Source organism: bacterium (genome assembly GCA_040754625.1).
Taxonomy (GTDB): Bacteria; JACRDZ01; JAQUKH01; order JAQUKH01; family JAQUKH01; genus JAQUKH01.
On record JBFMCF010000125.1, the window covers coordinates 1 to 19175 of the forward strand.

The 19175-nt window shown below is 36.7% G+C and carries 14 protein-coding genes; 9 read left to right on the forward strand and 5 right to left on the reverse strand.

What is annotated here, in order from left to right:
• Positions 1 to 309: 309 nt before the first annotated feature.
• From AB1498_12160 to AB1498_12170, 3 genes are all read right to left on the reverse strand, one after another.
• Complete coding sequence (locus AB1498_12160) at positions 310 to 996, reverse strand: CPBP family intramembrane glutamic endopeptidase (protein MEW6089046.1); 687 nt, start codon at positions 994 to 996, stop codon at positions 310 to 312.
• Positions 997 to 1111: 115 nt separating this feature from the next.
• Entirely contained in the window at positions 1112 to 1675 is a 564-nt protein-coding gene (locus AB1498_12165; GenBank protein ID MEW6089047.1) for a hypothetical protein, read from the reverse strand.
• Positions 1676 to 1846: 171 nt separating this feature from the next.
• On the reverse strand, positions 1847 to 2350 hold the full coding sequence (locus AB1498_12170; GenBank protein ID MEW6089048.1) for a FumA C-terminus/TtdB family hydratase beta subunit: 504 nt from the start codon (positions 2348 to 2350) through the stop codon (positions 1847 to 1849).
• A gap of 37 nt (positions 2351 to 2387) precedes the next feature.
• Here AB1498_12170 and AB1498_12175 point away from each other — a divergent pair, with 37 nt between their 5' ends.
• From AB1498_12175 to AB1498_12195, 5 genes are all read left to right on the forward strand, one after another.
• Positions 2388 to 2642 (forward strand): PGPGW domain-containing protein, encoded by a 255-nt coding sequence (locus AB1498_12175; protein ID MEW6089049.1) that lies wholly within the window; start codon positions 2388 to 2390, stop codon positions 2640 to 2642.
• 52 nt (positions 2643 to 2694) lie between these two features.
• Positions 2695 to 3549: an MEMO1 family protein gene (locus tag AB1498_12180; protein ID MEW6089050.1), complete on the forward strand. Its 855-nt coding sequence runs from the start codon at positions 2695 to 2697 to the stop codon at positions 3547 to 3549.
• 61 nt (positions 3550 to 3610) lie between these two features.
• The gene (locus tag AB1498_12185; protein MEW6089051.1) at positions 3611 to 4090 is read left to right on the forward strand and encodes a phage holin family protein; all 480 of its coding nucleotides are present in this window, start codon (positions 3611 to 3613) and stop codon (positions 4088 to 4090) included.
• A gap of 39 nt (positions 4091 to 4129) precedes the next feature.
• Entirely contained in the window at positions 4130 to 5329 is a 1200-nt protein-coding gene (locus tag AB1498_12190; GenBank protein ID MEW6089052.1) for an HD domain-containing phosphohydrolase, read from the forward strand.
• Positions 5330 to 5369: 40 nt separating this feature from the next.
• Positions 5370 to 8684 (forward strand): tetratricopeptide repeat protein, encoded by a 3315-nt coding sequence (locus AB1498_12195; GenBank protein ID MEW6089053.1) that lies wholly within the window; start codon positions 5370 to 5372, stop codon positions 8682 to 8684.
• Here the strand turns inward: AB1498_12195 and AB1498_12200 are convergent.
• Positions 8681 to 10408 carry a hypothetical protein gene (locus AB1498_12200; protein MEW6089054.1) on the reverse strand — a complete coding sequence of 576 codons (1728 nt, stop codon included), beginning with the start codon at positions 10406 to 10408 and terminating at the stop codon, positions 8681 to 8683. The genes AB1498_12195 and AB1498_12200 overlap by 4 nt on opposite strands.
• Before the next feature lie 185 nt (positions 10409 to 10593).
• Between AB1498_12200 and AB1498_12205 the strand changes: the two genes are divergently transcribed.
• The gene (locus tag AB1498_12205) at positions 10594 to 10899 is read left to right on the forward strand and encodes a hypothetical protein (GenBank protein MEW6089055.1); all 306 of its coding nucleotides are present in this window, start codon (positions 10594 to 10596) and stop codon (positions 10897 to 10899) included.
• Between the two features lie 89 nt (positions 10900 to 10988).
• A complete protein-coding gene (locus AB1498_12210; protein MEW6089056.1) occupies positions 10989 to 12974 on the forward strand; it encodes an EAL domain-containing protein in 1986 nt (661 codons plus the stop codon).
• A 2-nt stretch (positions 12975 to 12976) separates the two neighbouring features.
• Here the strand turns inward: AB1498_12210 and sulP are convergent, their stop codons facing one another.
• A complete protein-coding gene (gene sulP, locus AB1498_12215; protein MEW6089057.1) occupies positions 12977 to 14650 on the reverse strand; it encodes a sulfate permease in 1674 nt (557 codons plus the stop codon).
• Between the two features lie 138 nt (positions 14651 to 14788).
• On the opposite strand from sulP, the gene AB1498_12220 reads away from it, so the two are divergent.
• Both AB1498_12220 and AB1498_12225 read left to right on the forward strand, forming a co-directional pair.
• Positions 14789 to 16774: an ATP-binding protein gene (locus tag AB1498_12220; GenBank protein MEW6089058.1), complete on the forward strand. Its 1986-nt coding sequence runs from the start codon at positions 14789 to 14791 to the stop codon at positions 16772 to 16774.
• 579 nt (positions 16775 to 17353) lie between these two features.
• The coding region (locus AB1498_12225; protein ID MEW6089059.1) for a carboxypeptidase-like regulatory domain-containing protein at positions 17354 to 19175 on the forward strand (1822 nt) is incomplete at its 3' end.

Below are 19175 nucleotides of genomic sequence, written 5' to 3' on the forward strand. Positions count from 1 at the left end.
GTATATTTGCAGATTACATTTCGCGGCAACCAATTCCAGTCTTTTGAGGAAGTCGGAATAATCGGTTTCTTTTTTAAATATTTCTTTTCGCTCAATACCTCTTGCTATTACATGGTGCAGGGTACCCGGAGCATCTAATCTTGGGCATCTTGGCATAACTTTTATAGTTTATATTAACATCTTGTCGCTGTCAAGCAATTTCTGCACCAACGTCCCCCTATCCCGTCCCCATCCATCCACCCCCCATCCACCCCGTAGGCGTCCGTTCACCCGTACACCGTCCTAGGTCATGTGCTTAGAATGCTCTATTTAAATTAATACACACACAAGAGTTGAGTAATAAGCATGCAAAAATACAAGATAGACAAAAGACCTTGTGGTATATGCGAAATACCCGAAAAAAATTCCAAATATAACCGAGGCGTAAAGTTCCGACTGGGGTTTGTTAAAGTGGAGCAGAACATACGGGATCAGCTGGATAAATATGGAAAGCCCCCCTGTATAATCCCTTAACCCCTGGACCATGAAACCCCTGAACATGAATTCCCAGCTCCACATAAGCAGGAATTCCGATATGAATAAAACCAGTATTTCCTTCGGGTCTGCGGCCGCGGAAGCGCTATAGAAATTCCCGACGGAACTAATTTTTGACGTTATGTAAGCTATAACCGTCAATGAAACAAAAAATACCATAAATAACGGCAATGCCGTTTCAAGTTTTCCAAACGTAAGCCCGAAATCACCGAGTTTTTTGCCGTTTATCTTAAGAAAAACACAGGGAATCACAAAAAGCAGAAAAAAACAAATTATATAGTACGGGGTTAAAGCTTTCAAATACGGTACAGCGGGAATCAAAGGGCTCAGGAAGGATATAAGCCGCTTATCAACCGTCATCGTTAACGTAATCACGGAAATTAAAAGGACCCCCGCGGGAAACAATGGAGAAGGTTCTTTCTTTATTTCACTTGCTATGCTTTCAATATATTTTCTCAGCATAGGGTAATTATACCCTATTCCGACGGGGTATCTCCATAAAAAAATCCTCCCTGCTTATGAAAAACAGGGAGGATTTTTAATTAACCGTTGATACTGATTGACATGCGCTCCGGGTTTACTTATTCGTATGGCACGATCTGCACTCGCTGTTTGTGGTATAACCAGGACAGCTGAATAGATGGCATGAACGGCAGGTTAAGCTGCTGTTTGGATTGTGGCTGAACGTTGTATCGTCAGTAGCTGTTGTGTCTGCGTCAGTCGTATCGGTGATGGTTGCTGTGTCACAATCCCGAACTGTTATTGTAACTGCTTGAGACTCACCTGTTCGACCGCCGTTGTAATTTATGGTAACTGCGGCAGTATACGTGCCCGGCACACTAAATGTGACCACAACATCATAATCGCCTATTTGAATGTAAGGCATTAAATTCTGATAAGTATCCGCCGGGCCGCAAATGTCAAGACTTGCGCCATTGATATTATGATATTCCGTGTTAGACCCGATTGTGTAACGAAAAGTTACTGCCAGCGGCGCGCATCCTTCCAGCGGAGAAGCCGTTATTGTAGGCGTATAATCAGACCCGGCCGGTGAATCACCCGGCATACATATAGTTCCGCCAAGAATCAAAAACACGAAAACAAGGCCTAAACCAACAAATGTTTTATACTGTTTAACCATAAATTCCCCCTTTCTGGATAAATATTAATATATACGTTTTCAGGATAACAAAAAAATTATAGCACATCCTTAACAGGGTTTCAATATCTAAAAAAAGGACTGCCGCATGGTTCATAACTGCAGTTGCAGTTCCTCAGGGGGGGGGATAAGTAAGGTATAGGGGGTTTCTGTTTACACAATCCCAACATACGCCGGGAAATTTTTGACGGTGATTTTTCGGATGGCTTCAGGGCCGAGTTCGGGGTAGGCTATCAGCTCGTTTTTTACGATAAACTGGCGAAGATACGCACCGGCGCCGCCGTAAGTCACAAAATATACCGCTTTGTATTTTTTTATGGCGTTTGTTACTTCTTTAGACCTTGTTCCTTTCCCGATTGTTCCCTTGATCCCGTGTTCCAGTAAAACAGGCGTGAACGGGTCCATTCGTTTGCTTGTGGTAGGGCCTGCCGAGCCTATAATTTCTCCTTTCCGGGCGGGTGTCGGCCCGCAGTAATAGATGATTTGGCCGTCAAGATGGAATGGCGGTTTTTTGCCGTTTTTAATCAGTTCGATTAACTTTTTATGCGCCTGGTCGCGGGCGATATAAAACGTTCCGCTTATTTTAACTTTATCCCCTGGCTTTAAATTTTTAATTATTTTTTTATTTATAGGAGTAGAAATTATAACAGCATTCATGATAAAATTATAACATAAATTTTAAAAGGTGTTAACTATGAAAGAAATTGTAAATACAGCTATAAAGCACGCGAAAAGAATAATAATGGTTGTTATTGGATTTACTATATTAATTATAGGGATTGTAATGATAATTTTGCCGGGTCCTGCGATATTAGTAATACCTCTCGGGCTCGCAATTCTCGCGGGAGAATTTGTATGGGCGAGAAAACTGCTTCATAAGGTAAAATCAGGCGTTCAGGATGTTAAGGATTTTGTTAATTCAAATTCTAAAAAAAATAACAAACCATGATTTGTGTTAACTTATTGACACGCTGTAAATATCAACTTATAATTATATCAAAATGAATACTTTAATACGAAAACCGGCTGTTGCCGGCAGATTTTATTCAGGGACCGAGGCCGGGCTGAAAAAGGAAATAGCAGCCTGTTTTGAATCTCCTTTTGGCCCCAGGAACTACGCAGGACATGTCGCAGCCGTGGATAAAATCATATACGGCGGTGTTGTCCCTCACGCCGGCTACATGTTTTCGGGGCCTGTTGCCGCATGGTTTTATCAGGCAATGAAGAATAATATCAAAGGACATAGTACTTTTGTTATTTTAGGACCGAATCACACGGGGCGGGGAAGTTATGTAAGTTTATATCCTCCTGACGGAGCATGGGAAACACCGCTGGGCAGGGTAAAGATAAACAAGAACCTGGCTGAAAAAATAGGCGAAAGTAATTTGGTTGATATCGATGAAGACGCCCATATTTATGAACATTCGATCGAGGTGCAATTGCCTTTTCTGCAATATATTTTTCCCGATTTTGATTTTGTTCCCGTCTGTCTCATGAAACAGGATTTGGATACTGTACTGGAACTGGGCGGATTTCTGGGTAAAACCGCTGTATCATGGGGTCAAAAAATAGTTTTTATTGCCTCTTCGGATTTTTCACATTATGTTCCGCCAAAGACTGCCAAAAAGAATGATTCACTGGCGATATCCGCAATCGAGAATCTCGATGTTTCTCTTATGATGAAAAATATCCAGAGATATAATATCAGCATGTGCGGATACGGGCCTGTCGGAACAGTTATTTCCGCGGTGAAAGCTTTAGGTTCCGTGAATGGGGAACTTCTCCATTACGGCCATTCAGGGGATATACAGCCGATGGATGATGTGGTGGGGTATGCATCAATTGTATTTACATGAAGAACAATGCAAATTTCTCCCCTGATAAGCGAGATTAAGAGGGGTTTAAAGAAAGAAAAATATGTTTAAAAAAGGTTTTTTTGCGCGGTGGCTGTCAAGTAGTCTTGCGTTAATCGCCGCTTCTTATTTTTTTGAAGGAATAGAAATAAAGGATATACCGACTGCATTTATCGCCGCGTTTGTTTTGGGCATAGTCAATGCCGTAATAAGGCCTTTAGTATTTGTATGGACACTGCCTTTTAATGTTGTGACCCTAGGATTGTTTACGCTTGTAATCAACGGTTCAATGCTTTATCTGGTTTCGTGGTTTATGGGCGATGGATTCAAAATTCATGGTTTCGGCCCGGCGGTTTTAGGAGCATTGTTCATATCCGTTGTGAGCGGAATTCTTAATTATTTTATAAGCGACCAGGGCAAAATCGAGTTTATCAGATTTAATACCGCTAAACAAGAGAAAAAATATTATGACAAAGAAAAAGCTGTTGAAGCCGATTATGAAATTATTGACCCGGCCCCGCCTGAATCTGGAAAGAAGGGGTAAGGGGAATAGTGTGTAACATATCACTGGAGAGGAGTTTTTGTGGAAAACGGATATCTTGAAAAACAGGTCCATAAATTGAATAAAATCGGTATTGCATTGACCAGTGAACAAAATCTGGACAGGCTTCTTGAAATGATTGTCCGCGAGGCAAGGAATCTCGTTAATTGTGATGCCGGCAGTCTTTATATAAAGAGGGACAATTTTTTGGATTTTGTCGTAAGCCAGAATGATACATTGACGAAACGGCTGGGCGAGGCAAAAATTAAAGAGTTATTTAAAACATTCAGTTTACCGATAACTAAGGAAAGCGTATCCGGTTATACGGCTTTAACCGGCGAGATCCTTAATATTCCGGATGTTTATGAAATCCCGAAAAACATGGAATATAAGATTAATCTCGATTATGACCAGCGCAACCGGTATAGATCCAAATCAATGCTGGTTGTCCCTTTGAAAGATAACGAAAATAAAGTAATAGGAGTAATCCAATTAATTAATGCGCTGGATGAATTTGGAAATATAATATCATTTCCAGGAAAAATGATTGAAGAGCTTGTTTGTTCATTAGGATCACAAGCCGCTATAGCGATAAAAAACGCGCAGCTGAACAAGGCTTTAAAAGAAGCGTATCTTGATACTATTTACTGTTTATCAGAGGCGGCAGAATCAAAAGATAAAGATACAGGCATGCATATTCAAAGAGTGAGTAATTATTCTGTAACATTGGGAAGAAAACTGGGGCTTAATGAGAATGAACTGGAACTTATTCTTTATGCAAGCCCGATGCATGATATCGGAAAGGTGGGTATCCCTGACGCTGTCCTTTTAAAGCCGGGGAGGCTGGATATTGAAGAAAGAAAAATTATTGAACAGCATACTGTTATAGGGGCACGTATTTTATCAAATGCCAAAGGGCAGGTTTTGAAGATGTCAAAAGATATCGCGCTGACGCATCACGAAAAATATGACGGGACCGGATATCCAAATAAACTAAAAGGTAATGAGATTCCCCTTTCAGGCAGAATTGTCGCGTTAGCAGATGTGTTTGACGCGCTTATAAACAGAAGATGCTATAAATCCGCCATGTCTTATGATGAGGTCTGCGAAATTATCAAAAAAGAATCCAGCCGGCATTTTGACCCGGATATCGTAAATGCGTTTTTCGGCACATATAAAGAAATCAAGGAAATATTAGAGAAATATAACGATATGCCGCAGGAGATTTTATCAAAATCTTGAAGGATAGTTAGAGGCTCTAAAGTATTTCCGGAGCGTGGAAATGGACACTTCAATTCATTATTGGAAAGAAAAACTGATAATAGCTGCTTCTTTGATAATTTTCAATTTTCTTGTAATTATAAGACTTTTTGATTTCATTTCTAACACTATTCTTTTATTTATAGGCCCGCAGACTAATTCCATTTTCCTGTTTTTTATCTATGTTTCTTTTACCATATTTATACCTGGAATAATAATCAGCCTTGGGATTTTTGTTTGTATTCTTATGTATTATATTTTTATCCGCGCCCTGTGGTTATTTGATGCTGAAGAAAATAATATCATTGGGACCCGTGCCAATAACGTTTATCTGCTTTCGTTCAATATTTTAATTAAAGTATTGATATTTTTTAGTTTATTCTCCCTTGTTAATATTATTTTATTTATAATCCTGGGTGGTGAGATAGGATATTACCGCACCTATACTTTTTATTTATATAATCCGAATAATCTGATTTATTTCGTGGCTTTTTTAATAGCGAATTTACTTTTTATTGAAAGCGAAAATTTTTTGGCAAGACGTTTAAATTTACCCACTATTTTCCCCGGGAAAAGGAAAGAAATAGAAGGTAAAAAAATAAACATCGGTATTTTGTTTAAATACTACATTAATAATATTTTGCTTATAGTTGGAATAAATCTGATTTTAGTCAGCGGTATTCAGTTTATAGGCAGTATCGCGAACCAGCTTAATTTAAAAATACAAACAGCCCCTGAAAACGGAATTTCAATCGATCCTTTGATTAAGGCGGAAGTTGTGGTAAAAGGAATAACGAACACCGGCAGGGAAAATGCTGTTCCGATTTTTTTCAACCGTATGAATAAATTATACCAGAAAGCAGAACAGGAATTTGCGTCCGGGAATTATTTGGCATCAATTAATTTATTGCAAAAAGAACTTAATATAAATTCCAATTTTTCTGTCGCAATTTACAGTGACAGGTTTTATCCATGGATAAGCAAGTTATTAAGCAATAAAATATCCAACAGTATTCTTTTCCTGAAAGACAGCCTGACGGATTCCCTGGAAAACATAGAATATGTTGAGAATATTGGTGAGTTGATTGAAGAGTCCATGCCTGAGAATAAAGATAAATTTAAGGAGTATTTTCTTATTCCGCTTGCTGTAAAGGATGAATTGAAAATTAATCTCTGGAAGAATGCGCGCGGCGTATATTCGCAGGTTTTCAAAAAAGATGAACTTTTAAATATTTCACAGGCGCATATCAGCAAAAAAATCGGCGATTGTTTTCTGCTTTTGGGAAATTATGGTTCCGCGAAGGATTATTACAGCCAGGCGCTTGGGAAAAATAATTACTATATAGAAGCCAAAAATAATTTAGGATATATATATATGAAAGAAAATAATTTCGTTAAGGCGGAGGATGAATATAAGAATATACTTAACATCAAACCTAATTATTCTCTGGCAAAGATTAATCTTGGAAATTTATATTTTATCAACGGCCAGATTGAACAGGCACATAATATTTTACAAACGATTGATTTGGAAAATGATTTACCTCCGAAGATTAAGAAATTTTATTATCAAATCACGGCTGACATTTTGTTAAAGGAGAAAAAATATGATGAGGCGGGAAAAACATACCGCAAATCTCTAAAGATTGACCCGCTTTATTACCCCTCTTCAATTGGTTTGGCCAAAATTTACTGGGAAAAAGGCAGATTTAAAGATGCGAAAAAAATATATGAAAACATTTTGAAGAAACATGAAATTGCTCTGGCATACATAGGCATAGCAAGATATTATGTCGAACAAAATGATAATAACAAAGCCATGGAATATTTTAACAAGGCAATTAATCTCGGCAATGATTACGAAGCTATAAGGGAAGGTTTTGTAGGAATCGGGGATTTGTTTTTTGGAAAAGGGAATTTAGCGGAAGCCGAAAAATATTTTAATAAAGCTGTTAATGTTGACCCGTATTATTATCTCCCATACCAGAAATTAGGAGAAATATATTTTAGCGCAAAGAAATGGGAGAGCGCAAAAAATAACTTTTTAAAATCAATTGAAATGTTTCCGCAAAATGAAAATGTGCAAAAATATTTAGAAGAGGTGTATAAATCTATTAATAAAGAAACACAGGCAAAATATGAGAAAATTGTCGACAAGGAAAAAACCGGTAAAGAAAAAGAAAAACTGATATATGCCTATAAAAATTTGGGGTGGATTCACCTGGAAAACGGCGGTTATGAAAATGCCCTGAAGAATTTTGAACAAGCGCTTTCGATTAATCCAAATTATATTGAGGCCCTCCAGGGAAAAGGGATGCTCTTTTTAAGGACGGGAAAATATGCTGAGGCTGAAAAAGTATTCCAGAAAATAATTGGCATAAATAAGACTTATGCAATGGCATATATCGGGCTTGGAATTGCAAATATCAAAGTTAATGAAGCAAGTAAAGCACTAAAATATTTTGAACATGTCTTTATGCTGGATGATATAAACGCCAAGATACAGGCGAGCCTGGAGCTCGGATGGTATTATTATAACCATGAAAATTATTCCCTGTCCCTTGATAAATTTCTTCAGGCAATTACCTTCAGGGAAAATATCCCGGAAGCCTTCTATGGGCTTGGGGCTGTTTATGAAGCAAAAAAAATTTTTGATAAGGCAAGTATAGAATACCGTAAAGCAATCCGTTTAAAACCTGATTATGTTCAGGCCAAAGAAGGTCTCAAAAGGGTTGCAAATATTATTTCAGAAGGCATAAAAAAAGAAGTAAAAGTTTTGCATTATAATATTGAAAAAGAAAATTTATTTAAAGCAATTGAATCAGCAATAAATAAGGGTGAAATTGAGGATTCCAAAAATACTTTATTAGGGATCCTTAATGAAACACCTGATGATGTCAAGGCGTTAAAATATTTGGGCCTTGTTTATTTGCAGAAAAAAATGTATATTGAATCGAAAAAACAGTGGGAAAAGATCCTCAGCATAAATAATCAGGATATTGAAGCGCGTAATTTTTTAAATATAATAAATGATAAATTAGAGTCAACAAAAGCCAATGAAGAGGAGTTCTTAATACCTCTTCTCTCAGAAGGAATTGGTCTTTATGAAAAAGGCGAATTTGAAAAGGCAAAAGAAAAATTTATTAAAGCCGCCGCTATTAATCAATCGCCTGTTGCGCATAAATATCTCGGGAAAATATATTTTAAAGACAAAGAATATGACAATGCGATACGTGAACTTGAAAAATCACTTGAACTGGATCCCCGGCAGACAGATATAAGAAACAGCCTGATTAAAATGAAAAATGGATATATGGTGTTCAAGGAGTTAAATTAATTGCTTTTTTGCAAAGTTTTTAATTTTAGTTGTGCTTTTTCTGTCCATTCCCTGTCAAAAGAAAAGGATAAAAATTTATTAAGGTTTTCAACAGCTTTGGCTTGTTCGTTTTTATCGTTATAAACATCCGCCAGGCTGTAATAAACCGGGGCGAAGTTCGAATTTATTTTTGCTGCCTGAAGATAATTTTCAATAGCTGTAGTTTCCTGGCCGCTTAACTCATAATTTAATCCCAGATTAAAATAAATTCTTTCAGAATTTGGAAAAAATACTAAAGCATTTTTTAATATTTCAATTGATTTAGAGTAATTACCCTGCAATGTATATGCCAGGCTTAAGTTCAGCCAGCAGTTTAAATTATCGCTTGTAACTGAAAGGATTTTTTCGTATTCGGCAATTGAAAGAGGAAAGTCTCCAAATTGGAAAAATTTGTAAGCTATTTCAGAAATTAAATTTAAATTTTTGTGAGAAGACTGGACATAATTTTCATAATCTTTAAACATTGTATTGAAATTATCAATTTTAATGGAGATCTCTTCGATTTTTTTCCTGGCAAGAATGAAATTTGGGTCTATTTCATTGATTTTTTTATATTGGTCCAGCGCAGCTTTAATCCAGCCGTTTTCTTCATATAAAATACCGGCATTGTAATAAATCATAATATTTTGCGGCTCTTTTTCAATTTTATCTTTTAATTTTTTATAGATTTTAGAAAAATCATATATTTTAAGATATATTGAATCTGACGAAGATAGTGTTTCAGCAACCTGATTTTTAGCCTTGTTAGACGAGTAATATTTAAAAAGAATGGAAATTGAAAATAAGATAAAGAATAAAATTAACAGCCAGCGGATCAATTTATTTTTTAAAAAACGCCCGGGTTTGGAAGGCAGGCCGGTTATATTTTTTTCTTCTTCGGATATGACTGGTTTTTTTTCGATGGAAAAATTAACAAATATTTTTCTGAAATCGTTGTTGTATTCTTCTGTTTGCAGCCTGTGCCCATATTGATAAGACAAATATTCAATTTTACGGTTATCTAAATTTGCTTCAAAGAAAAACATTTCCTCTTTAGAACATTCGGGACATTCAATAAGTATCAAGTAAGGATGAAGGGGCAAAAATTTCGGCTCGGGAGAAATTGTCGAATAAAGCATAAGCTGATGGTCGGGGAGCGGTATTCCCGAATTAATTATTTCTTTTTTAAATTCAGGATGAGGTCCCATGCAATTGGAAGTATTGAAGATAAATTTATCTTCTTTGTAGCCGATGCTGTTGATGATTATAAGCCTGTAGTCTTTTAAAAAGACAAGGTTTTCCATTAGTGTGATAATTAAAGGATATAATTCATCTATTAGATTTTTATAGGCCCTCGTTGAAAGTGTTATGCCGTGGCCTTTATTTTTATTTCTTATTTCAATGATGCCTTCAATAATTTCTTTATTTTTTGATACATTCCCATCCGGGGTAAAATAAAATGAATTAAACTGTGGGATGAAGGGCGTAATATTTTCTTTTTTGAAATATAACATTATTTCCTGGAAAATATTGTACCAGTGACCGATGGAAGGACGGTATTTATTGAGTTTAAAATCTATATTAGTGTCTCTCCGCTTGTTTTTTATGTAATCGGAAACTAAAATAATAGTATTGTATTTTTGTATACATTCGAATAAATCAATAATGCGGTTGAATTTTAACGCCTCTTCAGTAGTGTTCTGCATTATCCGGAATGAGTAGGCCAGGGGAAAGGGGAATTGGTTTATCCAATTGTCGGGTTTTTCTAATAGATTCGGTTTTATTGGATTCATAATTGAAAAGAAATATAACATTTATGTAAAAAAAAGTCAATAATATTTAAGGAATTTGTCAAGCCAAATTTAAATGCTGTGATATAATATTGTTTATAATGAAACTCTGGATTATTTCTTTTTTAGTCATTATTCTAAACCTGCCTTTTGGTTATTGGAGGGCAAATGTCCGGAAATTTTCCCTCCAGTGGTTTTTAGCCATTCACCTGCCAATTCCATTCATAATCTTTTTACGTATTTTTTCAGGAGTGGGGTTTGCCTTAATTACCTACCCTGTATTAATTTGTTCCGATTTGTTTGGAAACTTTATCGGTGGGAAGATATATTACCGCCAGAGAGAAAACCCGGCCAGCCAGGTTACATCATGTCTATTCGTTGATTTCTTCCGGAAACTAGTGCTCTGACAAATAAAAATTGTTTTAATATCTTTAAATACCTGAAAGAACTGACGATAATATATTAATACAAAGTCGTTTTTGCATAAAAGAAAAAAATGGCAATTAATAAAAAAGAATATATAAAGGAACTGGAACAAAGCAAAATCAATTTTTTCAATATTGTGGAAAAAAGCACAGACGGCATAATTATCCTGGATAAAGAAGGGACTATGCGGTTTTCGAATTCCAGTGCGAAATCCCTTTTTGACGTTAACATAAAAAATGTTATAAATAAAATTTTGGAATTTTCAGATAAATTGGATAAGACTTTTGAGGTGGAAGTTACCTATAAAGATGGCAGGGCTGGATTTGCTGAAATGAGGATTGTTGAGACAGTATGGCAGGATAAACCCGCATATCTTGCTTCGTTCCGGGATATTACCAGGCATAAAAGTGACCAGTTTGAAATAAAAAAACTTTCTGCTGTTATTGAGAACAGTACCAATATGGTATTTATCACGAACCGGGAAGGAAAAATTGAAAATATAAATTCTATTTTTGAATATATAACCGGATATTCAAAGGAAGAACTAATAGGAAAAAGCTTATATTTGTTTGTTTCATCCGGCGGCAAAGAAAATGAAGATAACGAATTGATTTCGGCTATTAAAGAAGGCAGGAACTGGCGGGGTGTATCTAAAAATAAAAAGAAAAATGGCAGGGATTACTGGTGTTACTCATTGCTTCATCCTATTGCTGACGAATCAGGAAAGATTGTGCATTTTCTTGTTATACAGGAAGATATTACTGAGAGAATGCTTTCCGAAGAGAAGATTAGAAACCTTGTTTCCCGTGATGAATTGACAGGCCTTTATAACAGGAGCTGGTTTATAGATTTGCTGAATAAATGGATTTCCGGGGACGGAAAATTTAACAAGACCGGTGTCTTTTTACTGTTTAATATTGATGGGATGAGAATTATTAATAATATATACGGGCATACGGCCGGAAATGAGTATTTACGCAAAATAGCTGAATTGCTGCAAAAAAACCTGGATGCCGGGAAAAGTATTGTCGGGCGGCTGGGTGGAGATGAATTCGCAATTTTTATGCCTTGCAGTGATGAAGCAGAAGGAAAAAAAACGGCAGAACAAATTTGCCGGGCCATAGAAGATTTAACTTTTTCTGATGCCGCTATTCATTCAACCATAAGTATGGGGTGTGCTTTTTATCCTAAAAGCGGGGCCACTGTTAAAGATCTTCTTAAAAACTCGGATATTTCAATGTATAGGGCAAAAAAATCCGGGCGGAATCAATACCATTTTTTTAAACCAAAAGACCATGATTTGGAAAAGATATATTCAAAATATAAATGGAAGGAGTTTATTCAAAGGGCATTGAAGGAAAAACGGGTGGAGTTGTGGTACCAGCCTATTATGGATTTAAAGATGAACAAAATCCGTCATTATGAGGTATTGGCAAGACTCAGCGATGAAAATGGTAACATAGCTGTCCCTGCAATGTTCATGGAAACAGCAGAGAAACTAGGGCTTATATATTTAATAGATAAGATTATCACTGATAAAACAATTAATGTTCTGGCGGCCACTATGCGGGAAGGAAAAGATTTAACTTTTTGCATAAATCTTTCAGAAAAGGATATAGAAAACATGGAATTTATTTCCTTTTTAAAATCTAAAATAGCGGAAACAGGGGCCGACCCCAGACGCCTGGTGTTCGAAATAACAGAAACCGCCGCTGTTAAAAACATAAATACAGCTGTAAAATTTATTAATTCATTAAAATCAATCGGCTGTAATATTTCCCTGGATGATTTTGGGGCAGGTTTTACCTCTTTTGTTTTTTTAAAAGAAATGAACATAGACTATATTAAAATAGACGGTTCTTTTATTAAACGTCTGGAACACAGCCCGAAAGACCAGTTGATTGTTAAGGCCATTACAGATATGGCCAAGGGGATGAGGATTATGACTGTGGCTGAATTTGTAGAGAGAAAGGGGACGCTGGAACTCCTTAAAGATTATGGGATTGATTTTGCGCAGGGTTATCTCATAGATAAACCTTCATCCAATTTGAAATAGCTTTAATTATACAATTTCTGGTTGAACAAAGTTAATATTTCCTGTGCCCTGATCATTGATTCTTCAAAATTGTCATAAATATTTTGACGGCCTATTTTTTCAATCAAGCCGGCTTTATCTAAGGCCCCCATAGGCTGGCTTTGCACCCCTGAAAGGATGAAGGCTATCCCGTACCTTTTGCATTCTTTATAAACTTCTTCGATAGTATGGATCCCTGTGGCATCGAGCGCCGGGACTTTTCGCATGCGGATTATTCGGACCTTTGGGGCCTTCTCGACAGTAAGCATTGCCTCTTTGAACTTGAAGGCTGAACCGAAGAAAAAAGGCCCGTTTATTTCATAAATTTCCACCCCTTTTGGGATTTTTGAACCAAGCATACCGATTTCACTGTCTTCCCCTTCCTCATCTTCAAACTCTTTGGTTATAATTTCTACGTTTGTAACCAGGGCCATACGGCGCATAAAGAGAAAAACAGAGAGTAAAAGGCCGACCTGGATCGCGACTGTAAGATCAATAATTACTGTTAAAAAAAAGGTCGTCAGAAGTATCGCAATATCGCTTTTTGGACTCCTGAACAGGGCCTTGAATGAACGCCATTCACTCATATTGTAAGATACAATTATCAATATAGATGCCAATGTTGCCATTGGGATTAATTCAGCCAATTTGCCAAAAATAAGCATAATTAAAAGCAGGACAATTGCGTGAATAATTCCCGCTACCGGGGTCCGCCCGCCGTTTTTGATATTGGTCGCTGTCCGGGCTATTGCGCCTGTGGCCGGTATTCCCCCGAAAATAGGCGAGGCTATGTTGGCAACACCCTGCGCCACTAATTCCATATTTGAACGGTGCCTGCCGCCAATCATCCCATCGGCCACTACAGCTGAAAGCAGGGATTCAATACCGGCAAGCAAGGCAATGATAAAAGCGGGTTTAAAAAGATTTTTTGCCATTGCGAAATCAAGATGCGGCATAACAGGATGGGGAAGAGAAGATGATATATGCCCGAATCTTGAGCCGATGGTTTGGACGGGAATATTGAAAATAATTACAAGAGATGTGGTAACAATGATAGCTATAAGCGAACCGGGTATTTTATGTGTAATTTTAGGCCAGGCTATTAAAATCAAAAGGGCAAGCAGGCCGATAGCCGTTTCGTTATAATTGATTGTCGGAAAATATTTAAAATAAGCAATCCATTTTTCGATAAATTCAGGCGGCACCGGGCCCATCTGAAGACCGAGGAAATCTTTTATCTGTGATGAAAAAATGATGACCGCGATACCGCTTGTAAATCCGACTACCAGCGGGTGAGGAATAAATTTTATAGCCGACCCGAATTTCCCGATACCCATAACGATTAATATTATACCTGCCAAAATTGTCGCTATTACCAAACCGTCCATGCCGTATTGCTGAATAATCCCGTAGACTATAACAACAAAAGCTCCCGTTGGACCGCCTACCTGGACGCGGCTTCCGCCAAGGGCTGATATAAGAAAACCAGCAACGATTGCCGTGTATAACCCCTGTTCCGGCCTCACCCCGGAAGCTATCGCAAAAGCAATTGCAAGGGGAAGGGCGACTATTCCGACAATTACCCCTGCTATAAAATCTGATATAAATAATTCAAGGCTATACCCTTTTAATGTGGTTAATAATTTTGGCTTAAACATGTCCAGTCTCCATTTTTTACTTTTCCAAAAAATTAAAGTTAATGATTATATCATAATCTTGATTAAAATACAAATTAAGATTATAATAACCATTTATAGATAAAAACAGGTGTTTAATAACAGGATTAAGAGCTTTAAATGCATAAAGAACGTATAATAACTGATGTAATAAATGAAATGAATAATCTCGCCTTATCTCTGGACGGGCCGGAGCATTTGATTACATGGACAGTTGTTAATGTGCCGTTCCTGGTTAATTGTGAGTTTTCAGCACTGGTGTTGATTTATAACGAGTATATTTTATTAAATTGCAGTTCAGTTGTGAATAAAGAAAACCCTGTTTATGATTATTTCAAAAAAAAAGTCAAGGAGGAAATACAAAAATTAACAAATTCAAGTTCGTTAACATGGCAGGAGGTGGATACTTACATTGCGGAGGACCCGGTAGCTGATAGAAAAGAAGCATTGTCTTCCATCAATTCTTTTTTCATATTCGATTTGGAAGTGAAAGACAAAATAATTGGTTATGTAGCTATTGGAAGTTCACAAAAAGATGCTTTTGCAAAGTTTAAATTAAATATATTATGGAATTTTTGCGACCAGCTTGCCCTGGGACTGCGCAGTTTGCTTGATAGAGAGATGGTTATAAAACAGGCACAATTACTGGAAAAGGAGAAGAATAAAGTTGAAGAAGAAAAAAGAAAAATAGAAGCCATTATGGGCGGGATGAAAGAAGGCCTTATCATTACAGATAATATGGAAAATATTATAACTATTAATGATGCCGCGCTGGCTGTGCTTGGTTTAAAAAGAGATTTAGGGAATAAATTTGCGAGGGATTTTATCCTGGAAAATTTATCAAAAGAGGCGAATAAAAATGAATATGATGAAAAAATCATCGATCTGGGAGTGCCTAAAAAGAGAGTGGTCCGTATGGGGTCAACCCCGATATTCGGTTTGGATAATGAATTTATCGGGAGGGCGACGCTTTTAACTGATATTACAAAAGAGAAAGAAATTGAACAGATGAAGAACGATTTTGTAAATGCTGTAAACCATGAACTAAGAACGCCCTTAACCTCTATAAGGGAAATTATTTCTATTATAGCGGATGGGACAGTGGGGCCTGTAAATGAAAAACAAATCCGGTTTCTTAAAACCGCCATTAGTGATTCTGACAGGCTGGTGCGTATTGTGAATGACCTTTTGGATTTATCTAAAATAGAATCGGGAAAGGTCAAGTTAAAACGCATGCCGGCCGCAATTTCACAAATTGTTAATCAGGTAATGGCAAGTTTTGAACATTTAGCCAAAAATAATAAAATAGAAATAAAAAGCAGTATACCCGGCAATATCCCTTACATTTTTGCCGATACCGACAAGATGATTCAAATACTTACAAATTTAATCGGGAATTCGATAAAGTTTACACCCCCGGGAGGGAAAGTAATGCTGCTTTGTGATTTACTGCCGGAAACTTCAAAGAATAAGGAAACAGTCCAGGAATCAAAGACAACATACAAAAAATTTTTAAAGATTTCTGTCAGCGACAACGGACCGGGAATTTCGGATGAAGACCAGAAAAAACTTTTTAAAAAATTCAGCCAGCTCGAAACCGGGTTCAATCATAAAACCGGCGGGACGGGCCTTGGGCTTGTAATAGCAAGAGAACTTGTTGAAAAACATGGCGGTAAAATATGGGTCGAGTCGGAACCAAGCAAAGGGTCGACTTTTTCATTCACGATTCCCGTATTCGAAGAAGACCCGGCATATCTGGATTTAATACAGCAGGAAATTGAAAGGGTTAAAAAAGAGGGGACTCATCTTTCATTAATATTAGTTGACCCGAAAATCAGGAAAGAGTTAACAAATAAGGACAGAAACACTATCGCGAATCTTGAGAAACAGTGCAAAAACACCATGCGAAGGAAAGATGATTTTGTCCTGGTTTATCACGAAAGATATGTTATTATCATAGCCGAAAGCAGTAAGGAAAACAGTTTTAAACTCGCTGAAAGAATAAAAAGCACATTGGAGATTGATTGCGATTATAAAATAAAAAGTTATCCGAATGACGGCGATAATGCCCCGGCGTTGTTTAATAAGTTAAAAAATGAAGGTTAAACTGATATTTCCCGGAAAACGGCAATAATCGGCGGCAATCGCAGTCCCTTCACCTGGTCTCCCTCCTGAAAATAATAGGCGACATCAGAATAGCAAAATTGTATAATAAATGCTGATTTTTATTTAAAATAAGGAAACAACGGATGGCCGCAAAGATTTCCTTGGATAATGAAAATAAGAATAGCATAAAAGTGTTTTTCGGGAAGCGTCTGGTTATTCACCCCCGCACCAAATCACCTAATTCCAGTATATTATCTAATAGTGATAAATTTGAAAATCAACTAAAAAATAATAATTCTGCAAATAATAGATTTAGTGTGAGGGTAAATATAATCAGGCGCTTTTTTTATCCCCACATCAAATTGACTATTTGAGCAGGCCATCGAATAGTAACAATTTTGAAGATATAGCAAAAAGTGATAATTATGCCAATACTGGATTTGGTGTGGAGGGTCCTATACCGGAAACGCTATGCAGAAGCTGTCATTGCGAGGAAATAAGTCCGGGATTTATTTTTGATGAGTATCTGGGAAAAATTAATTGTAAAAAAACGAATTAAAATACAGGAGGAAGTAAATAATGAAAAAGCTGTTTATAAGTATTTTGAGTATGGTGATTATTTTTTCGACAGGAAAAACAATAAAGGCGGAAGTTTATGGGAGCATTTCGGGGAGGGTATATGTGGAGCAGACGGGAGAGGGCAAAGAGGGATTTAGAATACAGGTTTTAAAAGGTGATAATTTAGAATCAGTTAATTGGTTGAATATTGCTGGATTGAGGGGAACTGGAGAACTTGATAAGTATGGAGAAACAAAAACAGATAAAAACGGGAATTATTCTTTCAATCTATTACCTCCTGGAAAATATTTGATAGTTATAGTTGAAAAACCATTAAAATATTATTTTGAAAATTTTCATATTGTTAATTTAGAAGAAGGTAAAAATATAACAAATTATGATATTAAATTATCTAAATTGGGGTCAATTGGCGGAAAAGTTTATAAAACTGATGGAGTTAATCCTTTGGAAAATTATACTATATGGTCGTATGATGGAGAAAAAACTTATTTAGAAGTCGGGAAAGCAGCAGGAGAGTTTTTAATAGAAGGTCTTCCCCCAAAAGAACACTGGCAGTTGTTTATTAAATATAAAGGTTATTTATACACTTATGATAGTAGTGTTAATACCATGGGTAGTATTGATATAAAAGATTTAAGAATCGTTGTAAAAGAAGACAATCCAACCGGTATTTTTGGTCAAGTAACTGCACCTGATGGACTACCTTTAAAGGATGCATATGTTTATGTTAAGTCTGAGAATGAGGTGTTTAGAGGATCTGCCGATATTGATTCTACAGGAAGTTATTCAATTAAAGGACTGCCGTCTGCTAAATATTACCTTTCTATATACAAACGGGTGGAAGATAAATATATAGATTTTCTCGACTCTCCGATAGAACTTGCTAATGGGCAGCAAATTGAAAGGAATTATATTTATGATAGTACAAAGGAAAAAGAAGTTGAAATGATAATTACTTATATAACGACAGAGCGCATCCCTGCTGAATTAGAGAATATATTATGTAAAAAAGGAAAAACAGAAACAGGAAGCCGAATAGCTTTCACTACTTGTTATAAAGGTAAAATTGTAAGAGGGTATTGTGAAAGTTATGATACTGCAAGTGATTGTATGAAAAAAGTTTACGATTTCCATGAAGATGTTCATGTAATACAGTATACTGAAAATAAAGTTTGTGAAATGGATGATGATGAAAGAAAAAAATTTCTAGAGCGTAACTTATTTTGGTTTGAATTGGAAGCTTTCGCATTATCTGATGTAGAAGAGGAAAAATGTACAGGGAAAAAACCTCCATGCAGAGTAGATTGGCTATTAAGAAGATATGGAATTTATGGTAGCGGTGTTTCTTACTATTCTGAATATTCATGCCCATTACCCGACCTCGGCACCTACCGCCCCGACGAATCCTTCAGCGTATCGAGCAACTTACCGCCCCAAGTAGTGGATTATTACAAGGAAACGCCTGACGGGACATTACTACTTCAGGGCGCGTCTGATTTAATGGGTAAATTGCTTTCTGCTGTCAAGAAGTCAATGGTTTTAACTGATATTAATACGTATTTTCCGAATTTACTCCAGCACTCCAAAGTTTTAGTTATTCCAAGCGGCGGATTAATTGGTTTAGATAATTCTCAGGCTTTTAAGGATAATCTGGCAGAGTTTGCAAATCAGGGCGGAGTAGTTGTTTGTTTTTCCCAGCCGAATGGTTATGAGTTTTCGGCATTACCCGGGGGACAAGTTGGAGGCTACGGCTGGGGAGAAGACCAGGCGTGCCACAGCAACGCGGTTTACATAAATACTTATCATCCTGTTCTTTCAGGGC

What these genes read in the sequence shown, in the direction of transcription:
- AB1498_12160 (MEW6089046.1), bottom strand. Translation starts at nt 996, where the DNA reads ATGCTGAGAAAATATATTGAAAGCATAGCAAGTGAAATAAAGAAAGAA.
- AB1498_12165 (MEW6089047.1), bottom strand. Translation starts at nt 1,675, where the DNA reads ATGGTTAAACAGTATAAAACATTTGTTGGTTTAGGCCTTGTTTTCGTG.
- AB1498_12170 (MEW6089048.1), bottom strand. Translation starts at nt 2,350, where the DNA reads ATGAATGCTGTTATAATTTCTACTCCTATAAATAAAAAAATAATTAAA.
- AB1498_12175 (MEW6089049.1), top strand. Translation starts at nt 2,388, where the DNA reads ATGAAAGAAATTGTAAATACAGCTATAAAGCACGCGAAAAGAATAATA.
- AB1498_12180 (MEW6089050.1), top strand. Translation starts at nt 2,695, where the DNA reads ATGAATACTTTAATACGAAAACCGGCTGTTGCCGGCAGATTTTATTCA.
- AB1498_12185 (MEW6089051.1), top strand. Translation starts at nt 3,611, where the DNA reads ATGTTTAAAAAAGGTTTTTTTGCGCGGTGGCTGTCAAGTAGTCTTGCG.
- AB1498_12195 (MEW6089053.1), top strand. Translation starts at nt 5,370, where the DNA reads ATGGACACTTCAATTCATTATTGGAAAGAAAAACTGATAATAGCTGCT.
- AB1498_12200 (MEW6089054.1), bottom strand. Translation starts at nt 10,408, where the DNA reads ATGCAGAACACTACTGAAGAGGCGTTAAAATTCAACCGCATTATTGAT.
- AB1498_12205 (MEW6089055.1), top strand. Translation starts at nt 10,594, where the DNA reads ATGAAACTCTGGATTATTTCTTTTTTAGTCATTATTCTAAACCTGCCT.
- AB1498_12210 (MEW6089056.1), top strand. Translation starts at nt 10,989, where the DNA reads ATGGCAATTAATAAAAAAGAATATATAAAGGAACTGGAACAAAGCAAA.
- sulP (MEW6089057.1), bottom strand. Translation starts at nt 14,650, where the DNA reads ATGTTTAAGCCAAAATTATTAACCACATTAAAAGGGTATAGCCTTGAA.
- AB1498_12220 (MEW6089058.1), top strand. Translation starts at nt 14,789, where the DNA reads ATGCATAAAGAACGTATAATAACTGATGTAATAAATGAAATGAATAAT.